We start from the raw sequence: 20180 nt of genomic DNA, 5'->3' as shown, positions 1-20180 counted from the left end.
GGGGGGGGCGGCCCACTGGGGGGGGGGGGCGGGGGCGGGGCCCCCGGCCCCCACCTTCGTTGCGGGTTTTAGTGCTTGTCCTGGTCTGGGTGTGCGAAGTTGAGGTGCTCCGGGGGCAGCGGGAAGGTCACGTCGTCACCGAACGGTGACGGCGCGGCCGCCCGGTCGAACGTGAGCTCGGTCAGCGGCAGCTTGCCCCGGTCGTCGACCGCCGGAGCGGTCGGGTGAGGCACCTCCCGGTCCCAGTTCACGCCGCTCTGCGCCTGCGCCTCGGCCCGCGAGTCGTGGGAACCACCCGCGTGCGAGTGCACCCCACCCCGGGCGGAGCCCGGCGTCGCCGAGCCCGGACGGGCGGTGGTCACGCTGGTCTGGGGCGTCTCGCCCCGACGGAAGATCTTGCTACCAAGCCACACAAGGGGATCGTACCTGCGGTCGACGACCCGTTCCTTCATGGGGATGATCCCGTTGTCAGTGATCTTGATGTGCTCGGGGCAGACCTCGGTGCAGCACTTGGTGATGTTGCAGAAGCCGAGGCCCTGTTCGGCCTGCGCGTACTCCTTGCGGTCGGTCCGGCTGTCCAGCGGGTGCATGTCCAGCTCGGCCGCCCGGATGAAGTACCGCGGACCGGAGAACGCCTGCTTGTTCTCCTCGTGGTCGCGGATCACGTGGCAGACCGTCTGGCACAGGAAGCACTCGATGCACTTGCGGAACTCCTGCGAGCGCTCGACGTCGACCTGCTGCATCCGGTAGTCACCCGGGGCCACGTCCGCCGGCGGGGCGAACGCCGGAGTCTCCCGTGCCTTCTCGTAGTTGAACGAGACGTCGGTGACCAGGTCCCGGATGACCGGGAAGGTCCGCAGCGGGGTGACCGTGACGGTCTCCTCGTCGCCGAAGGTCGACATCCGGGTCATGCAGCCCAACCGCGGCTTGCCGTTGATCTCCATGGAGCAGGAGCCGCACTTGCCGGCCTTGCAGTTCCACCGGCAGGCCAGGTCGGGCGCGTCGGTGGCCTGGAGGCGGTGGATGACGTCGAGGACGACCTCGCCCTCGTTCACCTCGACCATGTAGTCCTGGAGGTCCCCGCCGGTCTCGTCACCCCGCCAGATCCGGAACTGACGCTTCGCGCTCATCGGTTGTCCGCCTCTCCAGCGTCGGCAACGAGGGCGTCGAAGTCGGCGAGCTCCTCGTCGGTGAGGTACTTGGCCAGCTCGGCCCGGTCGAAGAGGCCGATCAGCTCCGGCCGCATCTTCGGCAGCGGCTTGCGGGTCAGGCGTACGGCGTCGCCGTCCAGCGAGCAGACCAGGTTGACCTGCCGCCACTTCGGCTCCATCGCCGGATAGTCCTCCCGGGTGTGCCCGCCGCGCGACTCCTGCCGCTCCAGCGCCGCCTTCGCGGTGCACTCCGAGACCACGAGCATGTTGCGCAGGTCCAGTGCCAGGTGCCAGCCGGGGTTGTAGCGCCGGCCGCCGAAAGCGCTCACCTTGGCGACCCGCTCGCGCAGCTCGGCCAGCCGTACCAGCGCGTCGGCCAGCTCGCCCTCGCGCCGAATGATTCCGACCAGGTCCCCCATGACGACCTGGAGGTCCTGCTGGAGGGTGTACGGGCTCTCGCCGGTGTCCCGCTGCAGCGGGGCGAGCGCGGTCTCCACGGCGGCCTCGACCGCGTCCACGGCCACCTTCGGCCGGGCGGCCAGCCCGTCGGCGTAGCTGGCCGCGTGCCCGCCCGCCCGCTTGCCGAAGACCAGCAGGTCGGACAGCGAGTTGCCGCCCAGTCGGTTGGAGCCGTGCATGCCGCCGGAGACCTCACCGGCCGCGAACAGCCCGCGTACGTGGCCGAAGGCGGCACCCGAGTCCGGGTCGACCTCCACGCCGCCCATCACGTAGTGGCAGGTCGGCCCGACCTCCATCGGCTCGGCGGTGATGTCGACGTCGGCCAGCTCCTTGAACTGGTGGTACATCGACGGCAGCCGCCGGCGGATCTCGTCGGCCGAACGCCGGCTCGCGATGTCCAGGAAGACGCCACCGGCGGGGGAGCCCCGACCGGCCTTGACCTCACTGTTGATCGCGCGGGCCACCTCGTCGCGGGGCAGCAGCTCCGGCGGACGCCGGTTGTTGTCCGGGTCGGTGTACCAGCGGTCCGCCTCCTCCTCGGTCTCCGCGTACTGCTTGCGGAAGACGTCGGGGACGTAGTCGAACATGAACCGCTTGCCGTCGGAGTTCTTCAGCACGCCACCGTCACCACGCACCGACTCGGTGACCAGGATGCCCTTCACCGAGGGCGGCCAGACCATGCCGGTCGGGTGGAACTGGAGGAACTCCATGTTGATCAGCGTGGCCCCGGCGCGCAGCGCCAACGCGTGCCCGTCCCCGGTGTACTCCCAGGAGTTCGAGGTGACCTTGTAGGAGCGTCCGACCCCGCCGGTGGCCAGCACGACGGCCGGCGCCTCGAAGAGGATGAACTCACCGGACTCGCGGTAGTAGCCGAACGCGCCGGCGACCCGGTCACCGTCGAGTAGCAGCTCGGTGATGGTGGTCTCGGAGAACACCTTGATCCGGGCGTCGTACGAGCCGAACTCCCGTTGGTCCTCCTGCTGGAGCGACACGATCTTCTGCTGGAGGGTGCGGATCAGCTCCAGGCCGGTCCGGTCGCCCACGTGCGCCAGGCGCGGGTACTCGTGGCCGCCGAAGTTGCGCTGCGAGATCTTGCCGTCCTTGGTGCGGTCGAAGAGCGCACCGTACGTCTCCAGCTCCCAGATCCGCTGCGGCGACTCCTTCGCGTGCAGCTCGGCCATCCGGAAGTTGTTGAGGAACTTGCCGCCGCGCATGGTGTCGCGGAAGTGCACCTGCCAGTTGTCCCGGCTGTTCACGTTGCCCATGGCGGCTGCCGCGCCGCCCTCGGCCATCACCGTGTGCGCCTTGCCGAAGAGCGACTTGGAGATGATCGCGGTCTTCTTGCCGGCGAGCCGGGCCTCGATCGCCGCGCGCAGACCGGCGCCGCCGGCCCCGATGACGACGACGTCGTAGTGGTGTCGCTCGATGCGAGTGGTAGTGGTCATGTCAGGGGCCCTTTAGTTGATGAACCGCAGGTCGGAGAACCACTCGGCCGCGAGCGCCATGATGTAGAAGTCGGCGAGCGCCAGGGTGCCGAGGGTGATCCAGGCGAGCTGCATGTGCCGGACGTTCAACGCCGAGACGAACGTCCAGGCCTTGTACCGCACCGGGTGCTTGGAGAAGTGCTTGAGCCGGCCGCCGATGATGTGCCGGCACGAGTGGCAGGAGATCGTGTACGCCCAGAGCGCCACCACGTTGACCAGAAGGATGATGTTGCCCAGCCCGAAGCCGAAGCCCTTCGGCGAGTGGAAGGCGAGGATCGCGTCCCAGGTGTTGATCAGCGAGATGATCGCGGCGGCGTAGAAGAAGTAGCGGTGCAGGTTCTGGCCGAGCAGCGGGAAGCGGGTCTCACCGGCGTACTCCTTGTGGCCGTCCGGGACGGCGCAGGCCGGCGGCGACAGCCAGAACGACCGGTAGTAGGCCTTGCGGTAGTAGTAGCAGGTGAGCCGGAACAACAGCAGGAACGGCAGGGTCAGCGCGGCATCCGGAATGACCCACCAGCCGGGCAGGAACCGGCCGAAGTGCGAGGCTGCCTCGACGCACCTGTCGGTCACGCACGGGGAGTAGAACGGGGTCAGGTAGTGGTACGCGTCGACCCAGTAGTTGTCGTGCTGGAAGACCCGGACCGTCGCGTACGCCACCCAGGCGCTGAGCCCGATCACGGTGATCAGCGGAGCGAACCACCAGCGGTCGGTACGCAACGTCTTCGCCGCGATGGCGGCGCGCGCCCGCGCTTTCCGCGGCCTCGTTGCCGTTGAAGTCATTCGAGTCGTCTCCTCGACGGGCCCGTACGGGCGGGCTGATCTTTCTCCGGTCGGCACGCGGACCGGCAACCCGCACCCGCTGCCACGTCATGCGCACACCAACGACCACGCCGGATCGACCGACGCAGCTAAGTGACACACGTTACGCCGATCTCCCCGAGCCGTCCGCGCAAGGGAGTGTCCCGTGTGTCTGGCCTGCGGAAAAGCCGTGCCGCGCCGGTCGGGAAGGTCACCCGGAAGCGCCTCCGGTGAAGTGCCAGGACGCCAGTCGCAGCGAGGGTGCGGCCCACCACGCACCGTCCACCCGATCCGGTTGGCGCACCGCCCGCGCGCCCAGCCCGAGCACGGCACCGGGGCCGAGCGCCCGCGGGTACGACTCGGTGAACCGCAGGTCGCGTACCGCACGCACGACCGTGCCGTCCTCGATGAGCCAGACGCCGTTGCGGGTCAACCCGGTGACGACGAGGCTCTTCGGGTCGAGCACCCTCGTGTACCAGAGATCGGTGACCAGCAACCCTCGACGTACGCCGGTGACCAGGGCGGCGGTGTCCGCGTCGACGACCGCTCCGGCCGCCGCGCCGGTGGTGCTCCGGCCGGTCGCGCTGGCCGGGCCGGCCGCCGCGCCGGAGAGGCGCAGGTTACGGGCCATCGGGCCCCAGGTGGCGCCACCCGCGACCGCGTGCCCGGTCGACTCCACACCGGCCACGGCCGCGGTTCGCCGGTCGTGCGCCACCGCCTGGGTGGTGCCCGCCTCGACCAGGGTCAGCGCCCGTCGGCCGGTGCCCTCCGCGTCGAACGGCAACCCGGACGCGCCCAGCGGGTCGTCCACCAGGGTCACCGCCCGGTCGAACTGGGCCACCCCCGGCTCGGCGAACGACTGACGCTCGGCGTACCGCTTGCCGTTGAAGCCGTACCAGGAGAGGTTTTGCAGCAGGTCCGCCACGGCGGCCGGCTCGAACACCACCTCGTAGTGCCCCGGTGGCAGCTCCACCGGGTCGGCCGCCGCCCGGGCCTTCGCCGCCGCCTGCGCGCCCAGCTCGGCGCCGTCGAGGTCGGAGAGTCGGTGGGCGTGGCGTCGGGCCACCCCGTCCGCGCCGTCGAGACGCGCGATGCCGTCCATCGCCGCCTCCGCCGAGCGGCCGTACGCCGTGTGCCCGGCCGAGTTGGCGAACGCCGACGAGCGGAGCGCGGTACGGCAGTAACCGGCCGAGCTGAGGCCCCCGGCCGCGGCCACGAAAGCGCCGACCCGGTCGGCCCGCTGATCCGGCTCCGCGTGGGCGGTGGCCTCGTCGACCTCCGGCGCGTCCGGCGTGGGCGTCGGCGGGGCCAGCCCCGGCCAGCCCGGATCGGGCGGGCAGAGCCGCGCCGCCACCAGGGTGCGCTCCACCAGGGCGCTCAACCCGTCGGCGGTGACCACGCTGCCGCTGCCGGCGGCGGTCCGACCGTCCACGTGCACCCGCAACCGGACCCCGACGGTCGACTCGGCGACGTTCTGGTGGATGGCCGAGTTGGCGAACCGGGTCAGCGCCAGATCCGCCCGCGTCACCACCACCTCGGCCTGCGCGGCCGGCCCGCCCAGGCGACGCACCAACTCCACGACCTGCCCCGCCAGCTCCGGCTCACTCCTTGCGCTCACGCCGACACCCCCACCCGGACGTTCTTGAAGCGGGCCGGCGCGGCCGGGTGGCCGGTGTGGCCGATCTGGCCGGGCTGGCCCTTGCCGCAGTTGGGCGTGCCCCAGGAGACCGTCTCGCCGGAGAGCATGTCCATCGAACGCCAGAAGAGCGGGCCGATCCCGGTGTACGTGGGATTGCGCAACATCCGCCCCCGCCGACCCCTCTTGATCTCCCAGCCGACCTCGCAGCCGAACTGGAAGTTGAGCCGTTTGTCGTCGATCGACCAGGACCGGTTGAGGTCCATCAGCACGCCGTCGTCGGTCGCCGCGATGATCTCCTCCAGCGTGTGCGGGCCGGGTTCCAGACCGACGTTCGTCATCCGCACCATCGGCAGTCGGGCCCACCCGTCGGCGCGTACGCTGCCGCCGTAGTCGAGGCTGGCCATCGCGGCCGAGTCCCGGCCGGCCAGCACCCCCACCCAGCGACCGTCGCGGACCGCGTCCCGCCTGACCGCCGGGGAGCCCTCGTCGTCGAACCCGAAACTGCCGAGCGCGCCCGGGATCGTCGGATCGATGGTGATGTTCATCAGCTCGGAGCCGTAGCGCAGCGAACCGAGCTGGGCCAGGTCCAGCCAGGATGTGCCGGCGAACGCAGCCTCCCAGCCGAGGATTCGGTCCAGCTCGATGGCGTGCCCGACCGACTCGTGGATCTGGAGGGCCAACTGCTCGCCGCCGAGGATCAGATCGGTCTCGCCGGCCGGGCAGAGCGGCGCGGTGAGCAGCGCCCGGGACTCCTCGGCGATCTGCGCGGCGTGCGCGGCCAGGTCGAGCGACTCGACCAGCTCCCAGCCGGTGGTGCCGTACTGCCCCCGGTAGCTCGGCCAGGACCGGCGCTGCGTCTCGCCGTCGCCGATCGAGGTGGCCGAGATGCCGCCGCCGCACTCGCGGATCCGCTGGTCGATCCGGTGACCCTCGCTGGACACGAACCACTTCGTGGTGTCCCAGATCTGGTACAGGCCCTCGGCCAGGTCCGCGCCGTGTTCGGCCATCGTGCGGGTCGCGCCGACCAGCAGGTCGCCCTTGTCTGACAGGGGCACCCCGAGCGGGTCGATCTCGCAGCCGGAGGCCCAGGTCGCGGTGACCGCCTCGACCGCCACCAGGTCGACAGGCGGGCCCGGCACGCGCGCGCTCGCCATGGCGGTCCGCGTGGCGCGCCGGCCGGCGTCGCGGGCGGCGGCGTCGGAGAGATCGGGTACGGCGTAGAAGCCCCAACTCGCACCGACAAGTGCCCGGACACCGAGCCCGATGCTCTCGTCCTGGGTCAGCTCCTCCACGTCGCCGTTGCGCGCGCTCATCGACTCGTAACGGCGGTGCATCACCCGCGCGTCGGCGTACCGCGCTCCCGCGTCGAGGGCGGCCTGGACGGCGGCGGTGGCCGCGTCGAACTCGGTCATGCGACCGACCCTAGGCCAGCCGACCGACACTCGTCAGGGGACGAGATCCTCCGGTCGAATCGTGGCCCGCACCGGCTCGGTCAGTTCCAGAACCTCGCCGCGCTTCGTCGTTGCCCGCTCCACGTAGTGGCCGCCCTGCCGCTGATAAAGGCGCATTGTGCCAGTCCTCTGCTCCACCAACAGGTACCACTCGATGCCAGCCGCCGCGTAGTAATGCATCTTGAGGACTTTGTCGGTGGATGCATTGCTCGGCGAGATGATTTCGCAGACCAGCCGGACATCAGCCGATTCGATGTTGGGCTCGTCGAGATCGATTGCGTTGGTGACGACGAGATCGGGAATCGGTATCCGACCTGGCCGGAGCCGGACGTTTACTGCCTCCAAGAGCTCAAGGTCGGCCGCCTCCGCCGCTGCTTCGAGGATGTTGCCGAGCTTGCGGGAGATTCGTTGGTGCCGTGGGGTGGGCCCTGGGGTCACGTGGAGGCTCCAGTCGAAGAGTTCGACGCGATCCTGCGTCTCGCCGAGGGCGAGGAACTCCTCTTCGGTCCACGGACCTTCGTGATCGAACACTGCCGCGGTCATGGGTCACCTCCACCTCGTGCCATCGGCATCCTCTGCTGGCTGCTCGCCCAATGATCGCACTTGACGTGCGATCAGGGCCATGAACGGGTGTGGATGGCGAGGTGACGGGGGTGCGGGGCCGATGCGGACTCGTTACGCTCGGGCCCGCTGACACGCGCCGACTTTGTAGCTTATTTTCACCCTCGGGACTTTCCTGTAAGTTCTCTTCGTCACAGAGGGAGGCGGCCGTGGACAGCTCGGAACCGGTGCCGTCCGGGGAACCGGACGCCCGCCCCGCCGTGCCGGCGCAGCGCTCCGACCAGGACGCCTACCTGCGGGTCAGTGACCTGCGGGTCCGGTTCGACACCGAGGACGGCGTGGTGCGCGCGGTCGACGGGGTGTCGTTCGCCGTCGACCGGGGGCGCACGCTCGGCATCGTCGGCGAGTCGGGCTCCGGCAAGAGCGTCACCTCGCTGGCCATCCTCGGCCTGCACGATCCGAAACGGACCACCGTCACCGGGGAGATCTCCGTCGGCGGCCGGCAGGTGGTCGGTCTCGCCGACGAGGAGGTACGCCGGCTGCGCGGCCGGGACATGGCAATGATCTTCCAGGATCCACTGTCGGCGCTGCACCCGTACTACACGGTGGGCCGGCAGATCGCCGAGGCGTACCGGGTGCACCACCCGAAGGCCAACCGGCGCGAGGCCCGCCAGCGAGCGGTGGACATGCTGGACCGGGTCGGCATCCCGCAGCCGGCGCGCCGTTTCGACCAGTACCCGCACGAGTTCTCCGGCGGCATGCGGCAACGGGTCATGATCGCGATGTCCCTGGTCAACGACCCGGCGCTGCTGATCGCCGACGAGCCGACCACCGCGCTGGACGTCACCGTGCAGGCACAGATCCTGGACCTGCTCGCCGATCTGCAGGAGGAGTTCCACTCCGCGATCATCCTGATCACCCACGATCTGGGCGTGGTCGGCCAGGTCGCCGACGACGTGCTTGTCATGTACGGCGGGCGTGCCGTCGAGCGGGGCAGCGTCGAGCAGGTGCTCCGTGCGCCGCAGCATCCGTACACCTGGGGGTTGCTCTCCAGCGTGCCGTCGCTGCACGGCGACGCGGACGCGGACCTGGTGCCCATCCCCGGCAACCCGCCCAGCCTGATCAACCTGCCGCCGGGCTGCGCGTTCCACCCACGCTGCCGCTACGCGGACCGCGTCGGCAGTCGATCCCGCACCGAGGTCCCCGAACTGCGCCCGGCCGGCGGGACCGGCCCAGCCGGCGTGGCGGGGGCGGCCGGCCACCTGGTGGCCTGCCACCTGAGTGCCGAGGAGCGCGCCGCGCGCTACGCCGAGGACGTCGCATCCGTGGGGGTGGCCCGATGACCGACGAACCACTGCTGCGGGTCCGCGGCCTGACCAAGCACTTCCCGGTACGCCAGGGGCTGCGCGCCAGCGGCCTGGTGCGGGCGGTGGACGGGCTCGACTTCGACGTGCGCCCGGGGGAGACGCTCGGGCTGGTGGGGGAGTCGGGCTGCGGCAAGACCACCACCGGCCGGATGCTGGTGCGGCTGTTGGAGCCGACGAGCGGCAGCATCGAGTTCGCCGGGCGCGACATCACCCACGCCGGCCGGCGGGAGTTGCGCCCGCTGCGGCAGGACTTCCAGATCATCTTCCAGGACCCGTACGCCTCGTTGAACCCTCGGCACACCGTGGGCCGGATCGTGGCGATGCCCCTGCAGGTCAACGGGATCAAGCCGCCCGGCGGCACCAGGGCACGGGTGCAGGAGCTGCTGGAGCTGGTCGGGTTGAACCCGGAGCACTACAACCGGTACCCGCACGAGTTCTCCGGCGGTCAACGTCAACGTATCGGCATCGCCCGCGCGCTGGCGCTGCGGCCCAAGCTGATCGTCGCCGACGAGCCGGTGTCCGCGCTGGACGTCTCGATCCAGGCGCAGGTCGTCAACCTGCTGCGCGACCTGCAACGGGAGCTTGGCCTGGCGTTCGTGTTCATCGCGCACGACCTGGCCGTGGTCCGGCACTTCTGCCAACGGGTCGCGGTGATGTATCTGGGCCGGATCGTGGAGATCGGCGACCGGGCGGACATCTACGAGCGTCCGCAGCACCCGTACACCCGGGCGTTGCTCTCGGCGATCCCGGACGTCACCCAGCTCGGCCCGGCGGGCCGGATCCGGCTCAGCGGCGACGTGCCCACTCCGCTGGACCCGCCGTCGGGCTGCCGCTTCCGCACCCGCTGCTGGAAGGCGCAGGACGTCTGCGCCACCGAGGAGCCCGCGCTGGTCCCGCGCGACGGCGGCCGGCAGGCCACCGCGTGTCACTTTCCCGAGGTTGCGGGGTCGATCACCCAGGTCGTCGAGGAGGTGCCGTCGTGAGCCTGTCCCCGGTGGAGGGTGTGGCGCTGGCCGAGATCGAGTCCGACCCGGACGCGACCACGCCCGCGGCGAAGGGTGTCGTCGGGCGTTCGCCAGGTCAGCTCGCCTGGCTGCGGCTGCGCCGGGACCGGACGGCGATGGTCAGCGGCGTACTCCTGGTGTTCTTCATGCTTGTGGGGTTGGCGGCTCCGCTGATCGAGATGGCCTACGGCGTGGGTCCGCGGGAGCAGTTCCAGAACCTGCTGGACGGCTTCGGCATGCCCCTGGGTTATGCCGGCGGGGTCACCGGGGAGCACTGGTTCGGCCTGGAGCCGGGGCTGGGGAGGGACATCTTCATCCGGCTGATCTACGGGCTGCGGACGTCGTTGTTCATCGCGTTCGCCGCCGCGTTGATCACCGCGACGATCGGGATCGTGCTCGGCGCGCTCGCGGGCTACCTCGGCGGCTGGCTCGACGCGGTGATCAACTGGATCACCGACCTGACCCTCGCGATGCCGTTCCTGATCATCGCGCTGGCCCTCACCCCCACCATCACGCTGCGGTTCTACGGCGAGCGGGGGCAGGTGTCGTCCGCCTTCGGGGTGGGCGTGCTGATCGCCGTGTTCGCCATCTTCGGCTGGACCAGCACGGCACGGCTGGTTCGCGGGCAGGTGATCGCGCTGCGCGAGCGCGAGTTCGTGGAGGCGGCCAAGGCCAGCGGGGCCGGGCTGGGGCACATCATCTTCCGGCAACTGCTGCCAAACATCTGGGCGCCGATCCTGGTCTCGTTCTCGCTGGCGGTCCCGCAGTTCATCACCAGCGAGGCGGCGCTGTCGTTCATCGGTGTCGGCCTCAGCGACGAGACCCCGAGCTTCGGTCGGATGATCTACGACAGTCTGGACTTCCTCCAGACCGACCCGGCCTACGTGTTCTTCCCGGGCATCATGATCTTCGCGCTGGTGTTCGCCTTCAACCTCTTCGGCGACGCGTTGCGGGACGCGCTCGACCCGAAGTCGTCCCGGTAGGGGTGGGCTCATGTTCCGGTTCCTGATCAAGCGGCTCTTCTCGGCCACGCTGACCCTCTTCGCGGTGAGCGTGCTGACCTTCCTGATGTTCTTCGCCCTGCCCCGCGACCCGGTCAGCAGCATCTGCTCGAAGAACTGCAACCCGGAGCGGCTGGAGCGGGTCCGCGACGACCTGGGTCTCAACGACCCGCTGGTCAGCCAGTACGCCGGTTACATGAAGGGCATCGTCACCGGCCGCGACCTCGGCAGCGCCCAGGGTGGCCGGTGTGACGCGCCGTGCCTGGGCTGGTCGTACGTCAGCAACGAGGCCGTCTCGGACACCATCGCCCGGGTGCTGCCGGTGACGCTGAGCATCGTGATCCCGGCGGCCATCCTCTGGTTGCTGCTCGGGGTGGGCCTCGGCATGGTCTCCGCGTTGCGGCGCGGCACCTGGCTCGACCGGGCGGCCATCGGGTTCTCGCTGACCGGTGCGTCGTTGCAGCTCTACTTCGTGGGCGCGGTGCTGCTGCTGGTCTTCGTCTACAACCTGCGGTTGCTGCCGGTGCCCAGCTACACCTCGATCTTCGACAACCCGGCGAAGTGGGCAAGTGGGCTGGTGCTGGCCTGGGTGGCGCTGGCCTTCCTCTTCTCGGCCATCTACGCCCGGCTGTCCCGGGCGCAGATGCTGGAGACCCTGTCCGAGGACTTCGTCCGGACCGCGCGGGCCAAGGGCCTGGCCAAACCCACGGTGTACGGGCGACACGCGCTGCGCGCGGCGATCACCCCGGTGGTGACCATCGCCGGCCTGGACGTGGGCGGGGCGCTGGGCGGGACGGTGATCACCGAGACGACGTTCGGCATCCAGGGGCTGGGGCGTACGGCGGTCGACGCGGTGCGCGCGGGGGACCTGCCCACCATCATGGCGACAGTGCTGATCGCGGCCGTCTTCGTGGTGCTGGCGAACGTGCTTGTCGACCTGCTCTACGCGGCCATCGACCCACGGGTGCGGTTGCGCTGAGCCAGATGTGAAGCGCGTGGTCGGTGGCGAAATTTATCGACAACTGTTACACAACTTGTAGTTTTTCTTCCTTACGATCCTCGGGACGTCGGCGGTTCTCGCCCCGACGAAACGCACGGCACATGGGTGAAGGGGGTATTCATGAGACCACGCGTGGTGGCCGCCGCGGGCGGCGCGATCGCTCTGGTGGTGGCATTGGGTGCGTGCTCGAAGAACACGGGCGAGGGCACCACCGTGGACACCGACCGGCAGCAGACCGGGGTCATCGCGACCGACCCCAAGGACTCGCAGGGGCCGGCGGCCGAGGTGAGCGGCGCGGCGAAGGGCGGCACGTTCACCATCATCCGGGAGTCGCCGATCTCCCACCTGGACCCGCAGCGGACGTACTCGTTCGCCGGTCTGATGACCAACCCGCTCTTCGCGCGCTACCTGACCACCTGGAAGGACGACGGCAAGGGCGGCCTGGTCCTGGTGGGCGACCTGGCCGAGACGCCGGGCAAGAACGTCAACAACGACTGCAAGGTCTGGGAATTCACGATCAAGGACGGGGTGAAGTTCGAGGACGGCCGACCGATCACCGCCAAGGAGATCGCGTACGGCATCGCCCGCTCCTTCGACCCGGACCTGTCCGGCGGCCCGACCTACATCCAGGAGTGGCTGGCCGACACCCCGCAGTTCGACACCAAGTGGGACTTCAAGAAGAACAAGACGTCGCTGCCGCCCGGCCTGAGCACGCCGGACGCCAAGACGCTGCGCTTCGAGTTCGCCAAGCCGCGCTGTGACCTGCCGTTCGCGGTCTCGCTGCCGACCACCGCGCCGCTGCCCGCCGACAAGGACACCGGCGTCGACCTGGACAAGCAGCCGTTCTCGTCCGGCCCGTACAAGGTCGCCAAGAACCAGGTCGGCGTGCAGATCACCCTGGACCGCAACCCCAACTGGGACCCGAAGACCGACCCGGTCCGGCACCAGTACCCGGACCAGTTCGTCTGGAGCTTCGGCCCGACCGCGGACGCCGCCAACAACCGGGTGATCGCCGACAACGGCGCCGACCAGAGCGCGCTCGCCTTCAACACCGTGCCCGCCTCGCTGGTCGCCAAGGTGGCCGGTGACGCCGCGCTCAAGCCCCGGACGATTCTCTCGCCGACCCCGAGCGCCAACCAGCTCGTCATCAACAACCAGCGGGTCACCGACCTGAAGGTCCGCCAGGCCCTCAACTACGCCATCGACCGTGAGGGCTTCATCAAGGCGATGGGTGGACAGACCGTCGCCGCGCCGCTGACCACCCTGATGCCGTCGGCCACCATCGGCTACAAGGCGTACGACGCGTACCCGGCGGGCGCCAACGGCAACGTCGACAAGGCCAAGGAACTGCTCGGCGGAAAGACGCCCGAGCTGGTCCTCGGTGTCGCCGACAACTCGACCGAGCAGCAGCAGGGCGCCCAGCTCAAGGCCAACCTGGAGCGCGCCGGCTTCAAGATCACGCTGCGGAACATCTCCGACGACGCGAAGCTCGACGAGATCAAGAAGAAGGACAACCCCTGGGACCTGTACATCGGTAACTGGGCGGCGGACTGGCCGAGCGGGGCGTCGATCCTGCCGGTGCTCTACGACGGCCGCACCATCAAGGCCGAGGGCAACAGCAACCAGTCCTACTTCAACGACCCGACGATCAACGCCGAGATGGACCGCATCCAGGCCATGCCCGCCGCCGACCAGGGCCCGGAGTGGGCCAAGCTCGACGAGCGGATCATGAAGGAGCACGCACCGGTGGTGCCGCTCTTCGTCGACGTGGCCTACAACGTGCACGGGTCCAAGGCCGGCGGGATCTTCATCTCCAGCGTCTTCGGCTACCCGTCGTTCGTGAACGCGTACGTGAAGCCGTAGGTCGAACCCCAGGCCAGAAGGGCCCCCTCCCGACAGTGTCGTCGGGCGGGGGCCCTTCTGTTCTTGCCGGGCAGATCGCTTGGCGATCCCGCATCGCCCCCTGTGTGCACGGGTCGACACGACAGGCACCTTGCCGGCCCGGACAAGCGGTGGACAGCGGCAGATACGTGCGAAGAAGATCGTGCCTAATTAGCCGTTGACCCCGCGACATCGATCTGTTTGGCTGCCCTCGCGATGACCTTGAGAACCCCTCAAATAACGGGAGATAGTTGTGTCCTTCGGTGCCGCAATCAAATCGGTTCTTAGCCAGTACGTCGGCTTCTCGGGTCGGGCCCGCCGGTCTGAGTACTGGTGGTTCGCCCTGTTCACCCTGCTTGTCAGCATTGTCGCCGCCATCCTGGACAGCGCGCTGGGATTGACCTTCGAGGGCTCGTCGACCGGCGTCATCGGTCTTATCGCCTCGCTGGTGCTGCTGCTGCCGTCGCTGGCGGTCGCGGTGCGACGCCTGCACGACACCGACCGGACGGGGTGGTGGTTGCTGATCGCCCTGGTGCCGATCGTGGGCGCCATCGTCCTGATCGTGTTCTTTGTTATGGACAGCACGCCCGGATCGAACCGCTTCGGCCCCAGCCCCAAGGGCTGACCGCTGGTCCCCGCCCAGCAACGGATGAACATCCCGAACGCGTACGTCAGGCCGTAGCTCGATCACAGGCAGGCAAGGGTCCCTTCCCGACATTACTGACGGGAAGGGGCCCCTTCCGTTGTTTGCGGAACAGCAGGAGGAAGTCCAGCTCCAGGAGGAGCAGGCGACCAACGCGACCTGAAGGTGGAGCACGTCGGCAAGCGGCAGTTCCCGGTCAGGCTCGGCATGGTTCCCAGATCCGCTCGCGTCATGCTGTCGCCGCCGATGCCGGTGCGGCCGTCACGAGTAGATACTCGAGTTCCAGCCGGAAGCGGTCGCCGTCGGCCACTCCACGGTCACCGACGAACGAGCGCAGGTCGGCGCGCAATGCGTCCCACCGGGACTCCGCCCTGAGTCGATCCCGTTCGGCGACGACGTGTCCGGCGGTGTCGATCAACAGGTTGGTCGCCGCGTCGGCGCTGGGAAAGCCCAAGCCCAACCGGTGAACGGCCGCCGACGTGATCCGCAGATCGGCGGCTGCCAGGTACCGATCGAGCAGCTCGCGGTCGCCCCACCGGCTCGGCGGGGCGCCTCCGGCCGGGGGCGGCGGTAGGTAGCCGCCCAGGACCTGGCCCATGGCCGGCATCAGACTGCCCGGTGTCCAGGCCGCCAGCAGGACCCGGCCGGACGGGGCACACACCCGGCTCAGCTCTCGGGCCGCCGCATCATGGTCGTTCGCGTACATCACCCCGAAGACGGACAGGACCACGTCGGCCGAGTCGTCCGGAAGGGGCAACCGGCTCGCGTCACCAACCCGCCAGTCGATCGCCAGGCCGGCATCCGCGGCCCGCCGCCGGGCCAACTCCACAAGGGCCGGTTCCAGATCGACCCCGACGGTACGGGCTCCGCGCTGTGCGGCAAGTACCGCCGCGTTGCCCGTACCGGTGGCCACATCGACCACCCGGTCATCGGGCCGTATCGCGGCGGCTTCCACCACCGCTTCGGCGACCGGCGCCAACAGTCGTGCCATGGCCGGATAGTCACCGGCCGCCCACGTGGTCACCGCTGCACTCATCACGCCTCCCTCGTCGCGGAAGGCGCCCTTGGATCCGATGGTTGCGGGTGAGCGTGGCGGACCCGGTCCGTCGCAGCGCCTCTCACTCCGGGCATCGCCGACCGTAGATGGTCGGAGTCAGCTCCGGCAACCCCGCCGTCCGGCTCGCAGTGTGGGCAGGTGCCGCGCCGGCGGAGGTGGTAGGTGACGGTGGCCGCGCCGAGCGCGACGCCCCAGAGCACCCAGGGCACGCTGGGAAGACGCAGGCCCCACCCCTCGTGGATGTCGAGGTCCCAGAGCATCATCAGCCCGGCCGGGACGAGGACGACGGCGACGAGGGACGCCGGAACGATCGCGAGTGCCGGCGGCACCGGTCTTCCGGCCTTGAACCAGATCCACCGGGGGTAGACCTCGCCCCACCGGCTGACCAGACCGTGCGTGAGCACGCCACCCAGCATCGAGGCGATGGCGCAGCCCAGCCCGATCCAGAGCATGCCGTCGGTGTCCTGCATCATCGTGAGAAAGTCCCGGCTGATGCCCAGAGGGTGGCCGAAGAACCAGGCCACTCTGGTGATCTCGTAGGGCAGCGGCGCCAGGCAGGCGATCACGACAGCCCAACGCCCCCACCGCAGCAGCGTCTGCGGGGATGGTCCGTCGCCGGTCGACCCGTGCCGACGGCCGCAGTGCTGGCATGCCGCACGCCTGCGGCGTTGGTAGGCCAGCGTGGCCACGGCCCACAGCAGCCCACCCGCGAACAGGATGATCAGGTTGTTTCGGTGCCAGTACAGGATGTCACCGATGCCGCCCTGCGGGCCGGGCACGCCGGTGAAGGCGAACACCAGCAGCAGTGGGGCGAACGCCAGCACGGCGATCATGGTGTAGTCCGGGATGAGCATGGTGAGGCTGGCCGCCGCGATCCAGCCGAACGCGATCATCGCCGCCGACTGACGGCGAGAACCAGCGCCTCGCGCCATCGCCAGCCCGACCACAGCACCGAGCAGGCCGAGCGCCGCCATGAGTGGCGCGCTGACGTCCACCGGGACGCCCTCCAGAATCGAGCCCGTCCTGTGGTCGTCGTCGACCGGCGCGAACGGGAACCCGTCACCGCCGGCCGTCCAGTACACGCCGAGCATGGCGTACGCCAGTGACCAGCCGGCCGCCGCGTACCCCGACCACGTCGGCCAGCGCTGCCACCACCTGATCCCGTTCTTTACCCCTTCAGACATGTCACTCCCCGTGAGAGCGCGGCGTCCGATCGCCGCTGCCTCACCAGCCTTGGCCACGCCGGGTGTACGCCACCATCTGCCGACGGGGCGAGGTGGAGCACGACCGCGGCGCTGTCCTACGCCGATCGTCATACGGCGATGCCCACCTAGGATCAGGTGATGATGCGACGGCACCTTGGCCGGATCAGCATGGCGGCCAGCGTCTGCACGCTGGGCGTGACGTTCGTGAGCGACCTCGGCGGTCCTTTCTTCCTGGTGATGGCCACCCTCGCGGTGCTGTTGGCCATCGCGGTGCGGTGGGGACCACACCGGCACATCGCTCCTGCTGCCGGGCTCGCCGGGGTGGCGATGGCCCTGGTCCTCTGGTCGTTCACCGACGGCATGGCCACCGCGGAACGGATCGGCGCGGCAGCGGTCTGGACGACACCGGCACTTGTCGCGGTCGTCGGCGGTGGCTACCCACGGCTGATGCTGCACCGGCGGGCACTGGCCGTGGAGCAGGCCCAGCGTGCTCAGCGCCTACAGATGGCGCGTGACCTGCACGATTTCGTCGCCCACGACATCAGCGGGATCGTGGCGCAGGCCCAGGCGGCCCGCTTCGTCGCGGCCAGCCAGCCGGAGGCGGCCGGTCCGGCCCTGGAGCGTATCGAGGCCGCGGGTCTGGCGGCGCTGGCCACCATGGATCAGGTGGTCGGCATGCTGCACGGACCTGATGCCGGCACCGTTCGGCCGCTGCCCACACTGGACGACCTGCCGGGCCTGGTGGATCGGTTCCGCGCGGCGGGTCACCTCGACGCGCGCCTCGTCCAGGATCTCGCATCGGGCGAGGTGTCCCGCGACAGCGCCGCTGTGGCGTACCGGATCGTGGTCGAGGCCCTGACCAACGTCCGGCGGCACGCGTCGACGTCGACCCGGGTCGACGTGTCGGTGACCCGCGATGCCGCCGGCATCACGGTGCGGGTCCACAACGACACGCCGCTGCCGCCACCCCGCCAGCGGCGCGACAGGCACGGCGGGAGGGGCCTCGCCGGCCTCCGGGAGCAGGTCGCCGCACGTGGCGGCACGCTGTCGGCCGGCCCATGCGAGCGTGGCTGGGAAGTCGTCGCCGTCATCCCGTCGGTGCCGGCATGAACAGCACCCGCGTCCTGCTCGCCGACGACCAGCCGGACGTACGCAGCGGCTTCCGCCTCGTTCTGGACTCCCAGCCCGACATCACGGTCATCGGCGAGGCCGTCGACGGGACCGCGGCCCTGGCCCTGGCGAACAGGCTGCGGCCGGACGTCGTGCTCACCGACATCCGGATGCCCGGCATCGACGGCCTGGAACTGACCCGGCTGCTCACCGCTGCGGGCATGCGGGTGGTCGTGGTCACCACCTTCGACCTCGACGAGTACGTGGACGCCGCACTGCGCAACGGCGCCTGCGGTTTCCTGCTCAAACGATCAGGGCCAACGCTGCTGGTCGAGGGAGTCCGTGCGGCGATGGCTGGTGACGCCCTGATCAGCCCCCAGGTCACCATCCGGCTGCTGCGAGCGGCGACAAAGGCCGACCAACCCCCGCTGCCCAACCCCCTGACACACCGCGAGATCGACATCGTACGGCTTGTCGCCCAGGGTCTGACCAACGCGCAGATCGGAGCCGAACTGTTCATCTCCGCCGGCACCGCGAAGACCCACGTCGCGAACATCCAGGCGAAACTGGGGCTCCACAACCGGGTGGGCATCGCGGCCTGGGCATGGCGAGCTGGTCTGGCCGATCCGCACGCCGGATAGGTCGAGAGCCGATACGCGTCACCGCCTGGCAGGCGCCGAAGAGGGCACCAGCACAACCGAGGGCAACAGCAACCAGTCCTACGGGCAGGGTTACGCCAGGCGCATCTGTTCCTGCGCCTCGAAGAGCTCGTCGCCGTAGCGGGTGATCCATTCGGCGAGTGCGCGCATCGGGCCGTCGGCGAAGGTCCGACCGAGAGGTGTCAACGCGTAGTCGACCCTGGGAGGCGACTCGGCGTATGACGTCCGCTCGATCAGGCCGTTGGTGACGAGCCGGTGGAGTGCCTCGGTGAGCGCCTTGTCGCTGATGCCGCCGATCATCGTCCGGAGAGCGCGGCGACGTTGCGGGCCGGCGGCGAGAGCGGCCAGAATCACCGGATCCCAGACATGCGTGAACAGGTCAGTTCCCATTCGCAACCGGCAGTCCGCCACGAAATCCACACAGTCGCCGTCCGTCTGAGGAGACATTCGGTCATCGTGTCACGGCCGATACGCACCTGGTGGTGCGCAACGACCCGATCGGTTCGCATCGAATTTCCTAGAGTCTGACGTCATGCGTATCGGAATTCTCGGCACCGGAACCCTCGCCACGGCGCTGGCCACCGGCTGGACCCGGGCCGGACATGACATCAGCATCGGCGGCCGCTCGCCGGAGCGCGCGGAGATCGCGGCGAAGGCATCCGGAGGTCGTGCTAGGCGGCTACCCGACGTGGTCGCGGACGCCGACGCCGTCCTGCTCTCCGTGCACTGGGAGGGCATCGCCGACATCCTCCCGGCGGCCGGCGCACCCGCCGGGTCGCTCGCCGGCAAGCCGCTCATTGATCCGACCAACGCGGTCGAGCATGGCATCGGTGTGCTGCGGACGCGATCCGGACGCGCGATTGCGCAGCACGTCGCCGAACTCGCCCCCGGCGCTCACGTGGTCAAGGCGTTCCATCTGTTCCCATCGACGCGGTGGACGGCACCCGCGTTGACACCGGCAACTGTCGCGATGTGCGGGGACGACCCCGGAGCGCTGGAGATCGTCGGCTCGCTCGTACGCGACGTCGGAGGCGTTCCTGCCGTACTTGGCGGGCTGGACCGGGCACGGCAGCTGGAGGAGGTCGCCGGGTTCGTCATCGGGCTTGCGTTCGCCGGTGTCGATCCGCAGTCGGCGATCCCGACGGTTCCGTCATCGAGAGCAGACGAAACTCCTCAACAGCCATGAGTCCGGACTTCCGCTTATCGGCCAGCTGCGGACAGGGGTCATGGCCTCTCGGGCCACCACCGCCATGAGCTGGCCGGCGTAGGCTCATCGTTCTGCGTCGTAGGCGTGCCGTGCACGCTCCACCTCGCCGAGGTGGGTGTCGGCCCAGGTGGACAGGTGCGCGAAGAGCGGACCGAGGCTGGCACCCAGCTCGGTGATCTCGTATTCGACCCGGGGTGGCACCTCGGCGTGGTAGGTGCGCGTCACCAGCCCGTCGCGTTCGAGTTGGCGGAGCCGTTGCGTGAGCACCTTCGGGGTGATGCTGGTCAGCCGGCGCTCCAGCTCCACGAATCGCTGCCGACCGTACTCGTGCAGAGCCCACAAAATCGGTGTGGTCCATCGGCTGAACACGATGTCGACGACCGGCGCGACCGGGCAGGCCAGCTCGGGGTTCGCTGACCGTTGCATGTGGCCTCCGTCATAGATCCAATACTATCCTCTAGGTACCTACTATATCGACGCTACTAACGTCTCCTCCAGCCGCG

General features: G+C 69.5%; 19 protein-coding genes. 9 read left to right on the top strand and 10 right to left on the bottom strand.

Features of this window, described 5'->3' with window-relative positions:
* Nucleotides 1-68 precede the first annotated feature (68 nt).
* The 6 genes from AB0B14_RS34230 to AB0B14_RS34205 form a co-directional block, all read right to left on the bottom strand.
* A complete protein-coding gene (locus tag AB0B14_RS34230; RefSeq protein WP_357526212.1) occupies nt 69-1130 on the bottom strand; it encodes a succinate dehydrogenase/fumarate reductase iron-sulfur subunit in 1062 nt (353 codons plus the stop codon).
* Nucleotides 1127-3055, bottom strand: coding sequence for a fumarate reductase/succinate dehydrogenase flavoprotein subunit (locus AB0B14_RS34225; RefSeq protein WP_357526210.1), 1929 nt, complete (start codon nt 3053-3055; stop codon nt 1127-1129). Before AB0B14_RS34225 ends, AB0B14_RS34230 begins: the two co-directional genes overlap by 4 nt.
* Before the next feature lie 12 nt (nt 3056-3067).
* The gene (locus AB0B14_RS34220) at nt 3068-3874 is read right to left on the bottom strand and encodes a hypothetical protein (protein ID WP_357067767.1); all 807 of its coding nucleotides are present in this window, start codon (nt 3872-3874) and stop codon (nt 3068-3070) included.
* A 229-nt stretch (nt 3875-4103) separates the two neighbouring features.
* Nucleotides 4104-5510: a metallopeptidase TldD-related protein gene (locus tag AB0B14_RS34215; RefSeq protein ID WP_357526208.1), complete on the bottom strand. Its 1407-nt coding sequence runs from the start codon at nt 5508-5510 to the stop codon at nt 4104-4106.
* On the bottom strand, nt 5507-6943 hold the full coding sequence (locus tag AB0B14_RS34210; RefSeq protein WP_357526206.1) for a TldD/PmbA family protein: 1437 nt from the start codon (nt 6941-6943) through the stop codon (nt 5507-5509). The genes AB0B14_RS34215 and AB0B14_RS34210 overlap by 4 nt, the downstream gene beginning before the upstream one ends.
* Before the next feature lie 33 nt (nt 6944-6976).
* Nucleotides 6977-7525, bottom strand: coding sequence for a Uma2 family endonuclease (locus AB0B14_RS34205; RefSeq protein ID WP_357067774.1), 549 nt, complete (start codon nt 7523-7525; stop codon nt 6977-6979).
* Nucleotides 7526-7803: 278 nt separating this feature from the next.
* Between AB0B14_RS34205 and AB0B14_RS34200 the strand changes: the two genes are divergently transcribed.
* The 6 genes from AB0B14_RS34200 (at nt 7804) to AB0B14_RS34175 (ending at nt 14421) form a co-directional block, all read left to right on the top strand.
* Nucleotides 7804-8886, top strand: coding sequence for an ABC transporter ATP-binding protein (locus tag AB0B14_RS34200; RefSeq protein WP_357526218.1), 1083 nt, complete (start codon nt 7804-7806; stop codon nt 8884-8886).
* Nucleotides 8883-9893: a dipeptide ABC transporter ATP-binding protein gene (locus AB0B14_RS34195; RefSeq protein WP_357067776.1), complete on the top strand. Its 1011-nt coding sequence runs from the start codon at nt 8883-8885 to the stop codon at nt 9891-9893. Before AB0B14_RS34200 ends, AB0B14_RS34195 begins: the two co-directional genes overlap by 4 nt.
* On the top strand, nt 9890-10897 hold the full coding sequence (locus tag AB0B14_RS34190; RefSeq protein WP_357067778.1) for an ABC transporter permease: 1008 nt from the start codon (nt 9890-9892) through the stop codon (nt 10895-10897). Before AB0B14_RS34195 ends, AB0B14_RS34190 begins: the two co-directional genes overlap by 4 nt.
* 10 nt (nt 10898-10907) lie before the next feature.
* Nucleotides 10908-11894, top strand: coding sequence for an ABC transporter permease (locus tag AB0B14_RS34185; protein ID WP_357526204.1), 987 nt, complete (start codon nt 10908-10910; stop codon nt 11892-11894).
* 141 nt (nt 11895-12035) lie between these two features.
* Nucleotides 12036-13778: an ABC transporter substrate-binding protein gene (locus tag AB0B14_RS34180; protein WP_357526202.1), complete on the top strand. Its 1743-nt coding sequence runs from the start codon at nt 12036-12038 to the stop codon at nt 13776-13778.
* A 271-nt stretch (nt 13779-14049) separates the two neighbouring features.
* Nucleotides 14050-14421: a DUF805 domain-containing protein gene (locus AB0B14_RS34175; protein WP_357067784.1), complete on the top strand. Its 372-nt coding sequence runs from the start codon at nt 14050-14052 to the stop codon at nt 14419-14421.
* A gap of 247 nt (nt 14422-14668) precedes the next feature.
* On the opposite strand, the gene AB0B14_RS34170 is transcribed toward AB0B14_RS34175, so the two are convergent.
* Together AB0B14_RS34170 and AB0B14_RS34165 are read right to left on the bottom strand one after the other, a co-directional pair.
* Nucleotides 14669-15475, bottom strand: a complete 807-nt coding sequence (locus tag AB0B14_RS34170; RefSeq protein ID WP_357526200.1) for a class I SAM-dependent methyltransferase — start codon at nt 15473-15475, stop codon at nt 14669-14671.
* Nucleotides 15475-16680, bottom strand: coding sequence for an NYN domain-containing protein (locus tag AB0B14_RS34165; RefSeq protein ID WP_357526198.1), 1206 nt, complete (start codon nt 16678-16680; stop codon nt 15475-15477). Before AB0B14_RS34165 ends, AB0B14_RS34170 begins: the two co-directional genes overlap by 1 nt.
* A gap of 159 nt (nt 16681-16839) precedes the next feature.
* Between AB0B14_RS34165 and AB0B14_RS34160 the strand changes: the two genes are divergently transcribed.
* Nucleotides 16840-17811 (top strand): histidine kinase, encoded by a 972-nt coding sequence (locus tag AB0B14_RS34160; RefSeq protein ID WP_357526196.1) that lies wholly within the window; start codon nt 16840-16842, stop codon nt 17809-17811.
* Entirely contained in the window at nt 17808-18452 is a 645-nt protein-coding gene (locus tag AB0B14_RS34155) for a response regulator transcription factor (RefSeq protein ID WP_357526194.1), read from the top strand. The genes AB0B14_RS34160 and AB0B14_RS34155 overlap by 4 nt, the downstream gene beginning before the upstream one ends.
* 90 nt (nt 18453-18542) lie before the next feature.
* On the opposite strand, the gene AB0B14_RS34150 is transcribed toward AB0B14_RS34155, so the two are convergent.
* Nucleotides 18543-18917 carry a helix-turn-helix domain-containing protein gene (locus AB0B14_RS34150; protein WP_357067792.1) on the bottom strand — a complete coding sequence of 125 codons (375 nt, stop codon included), beginning with the start codon at nt 18915-18917 and terminating at the stop codon, nt 18543-18545.
* An 85-nt stretch (nt 18918-19002) separates the two neighbouring features.
* Between AB0B14_RS34150 and AB0B14_RS34145 the strand changes: the two genes are divergently transcribed.
* Complete coding sequence (locus AB0B14_RS34145; protein WP_357526192.1) at nt 19003-19656, top strand: NAD(P)-binding domain-containing protein; 654 nt, start codon at nt 19003-19005, stop codon at nt 19654-19656.
* Between the two features lie 84 nt (nt 19657-19740).
* Here the strand turns inward: AB0B14_RS34145 and AB0B14_RS34140 are convergent, their stop codons facing one another.
* The gene (locus tag AB0B14_RS34140) at nt 19741-20103 is read right to left on the bottom strand and encodes a helix-turn-helix domain-containing protein (protein ID WP_357067796.1); all 363 of its coding nucleotides are present in this window, start codon (nt 20101-20103) and stop codon (nt 19741-19743) included.
* Nucleotides 20104-20180: the final 77 nt, after the last annotated feature.

The sequence above is a fragment of the Micromonospora sp. NPDC049171 genome (assembly GCF_040648275.1).
Classification (GTDB): domain Bacteria; phylum Actinomycetota; class Actinomycetes; order Mycobacteriales; family Micromonosporaceae; genus Micromonospora.
The sequence above is the reverse complement of the archived record's forward strand: the minus strand, read 5'-3'. Positions and strand labels throughout refer to the sequence as shown.

Coding starts and splice junctions, on each gene's coding strand:
- AB0B14_RS34230 (WP_357526212.1), bottom strand. CDS start 1,130: ATGAGCGCGAAGCGTCAGTTCCGGATCTGGCGGGGTGACGAGACCGGC.
- AB0B14_RS34150 (WP_357067792.1), bottom strand. CDS start 18,917: ATGTCTCCTCAGACGGACGGCGACTGTGTGGATTTCGTGGCGGACTGC.
- AB0B14_RS34155 (WP_357526194.1), top strand. CDS start 17,808: ATGAACAGCACCCGCGTCCTGCTCGCCGACGACCAGCCGGACGTACGC.
- AB0B14_RS34145 (WP_357526192.1), top strand. CDS start 19,003: ATGCGTATCGGAATTCTCGGCACCGGAACCCTCGCCACGGCGCTGGCC.
- AB0B14_RS34140 (WP_357067796.1), bottom strand. CDS start 20,103: ATGCAACGGTCAGCGAACCCCGAGCTGGCCTGCCCGGTCGCGCCGGTC.
- AB0B14_RS34170 (WP_357526200.1), bottom strand. CDS start 15,475: ATGAGTGCAGCGGTGACCACGTGGGCGGCCGGTGACTATCCGGCCATG.
- AB0B14_RS34205 (WP_357067774.1), bottom strand. CDS start 7,525: ATGACCGCGGCAGTGTTCGATCACGAAGGTCCGTGGACCGAAGAGGAG.
- AB0B14_RS34185 (WP_357526204.1), top strand. CDS start 10,908: ATGTTCCGGTTCCTGATCAAGCGGCTCTTCTCGGCCACGCTGACCCTC.
- AB0B14_RS34180 (WP_357526202.1), top strand. CDS start 12,036: ATGAGACCACGCGTGGTGGCCGCCGCGGGCGGCGCGATCGCTCTGGTG.
- AB0B14_RS34210 (WP_357526206.1), bottom strand. CDS start 6,943: ATGACCGAGTTCGACGCGGCCACCGCCGCCGTCCAGGCCGCCCTCGAC.
- AB0B14_RS34220 (WP_357067767.1), bottom strand. CDS start 3,874: ATGACTTCAACGGCAACGAGGCCGCGGAAAGCGCGGGCGCGCGCCGCC.
- AB0B14_RS34225 (WP_357526210.1), bottom strand. CDS start 3,055: ATGACCACTACCACTCGCATCGAGCGACACCACTACGACGTCGTCGTC.
- AB0B14_RS34165 (WP_357526198.1), bottom strand. CDS start 16,680: ATGTCTGAAGGGGTAAAGAACGGGATCAGGTGGTGGCAGCGCTGGCCG.
- AB0B14_RS34160 (WP_357526196.1), top strand. CDS start 16,840: ATGATGCGACGGCACCTTGGCCGGATCAGCATGGCGGCCAGCGTCTGC.
- AB0B14_RS34195 (WP_357067776.1), top strand. CDS start 8,883: ATGACCGACGAACCACTGCTGCGGGTCCGCGGCCTGACCAAGCACTTC.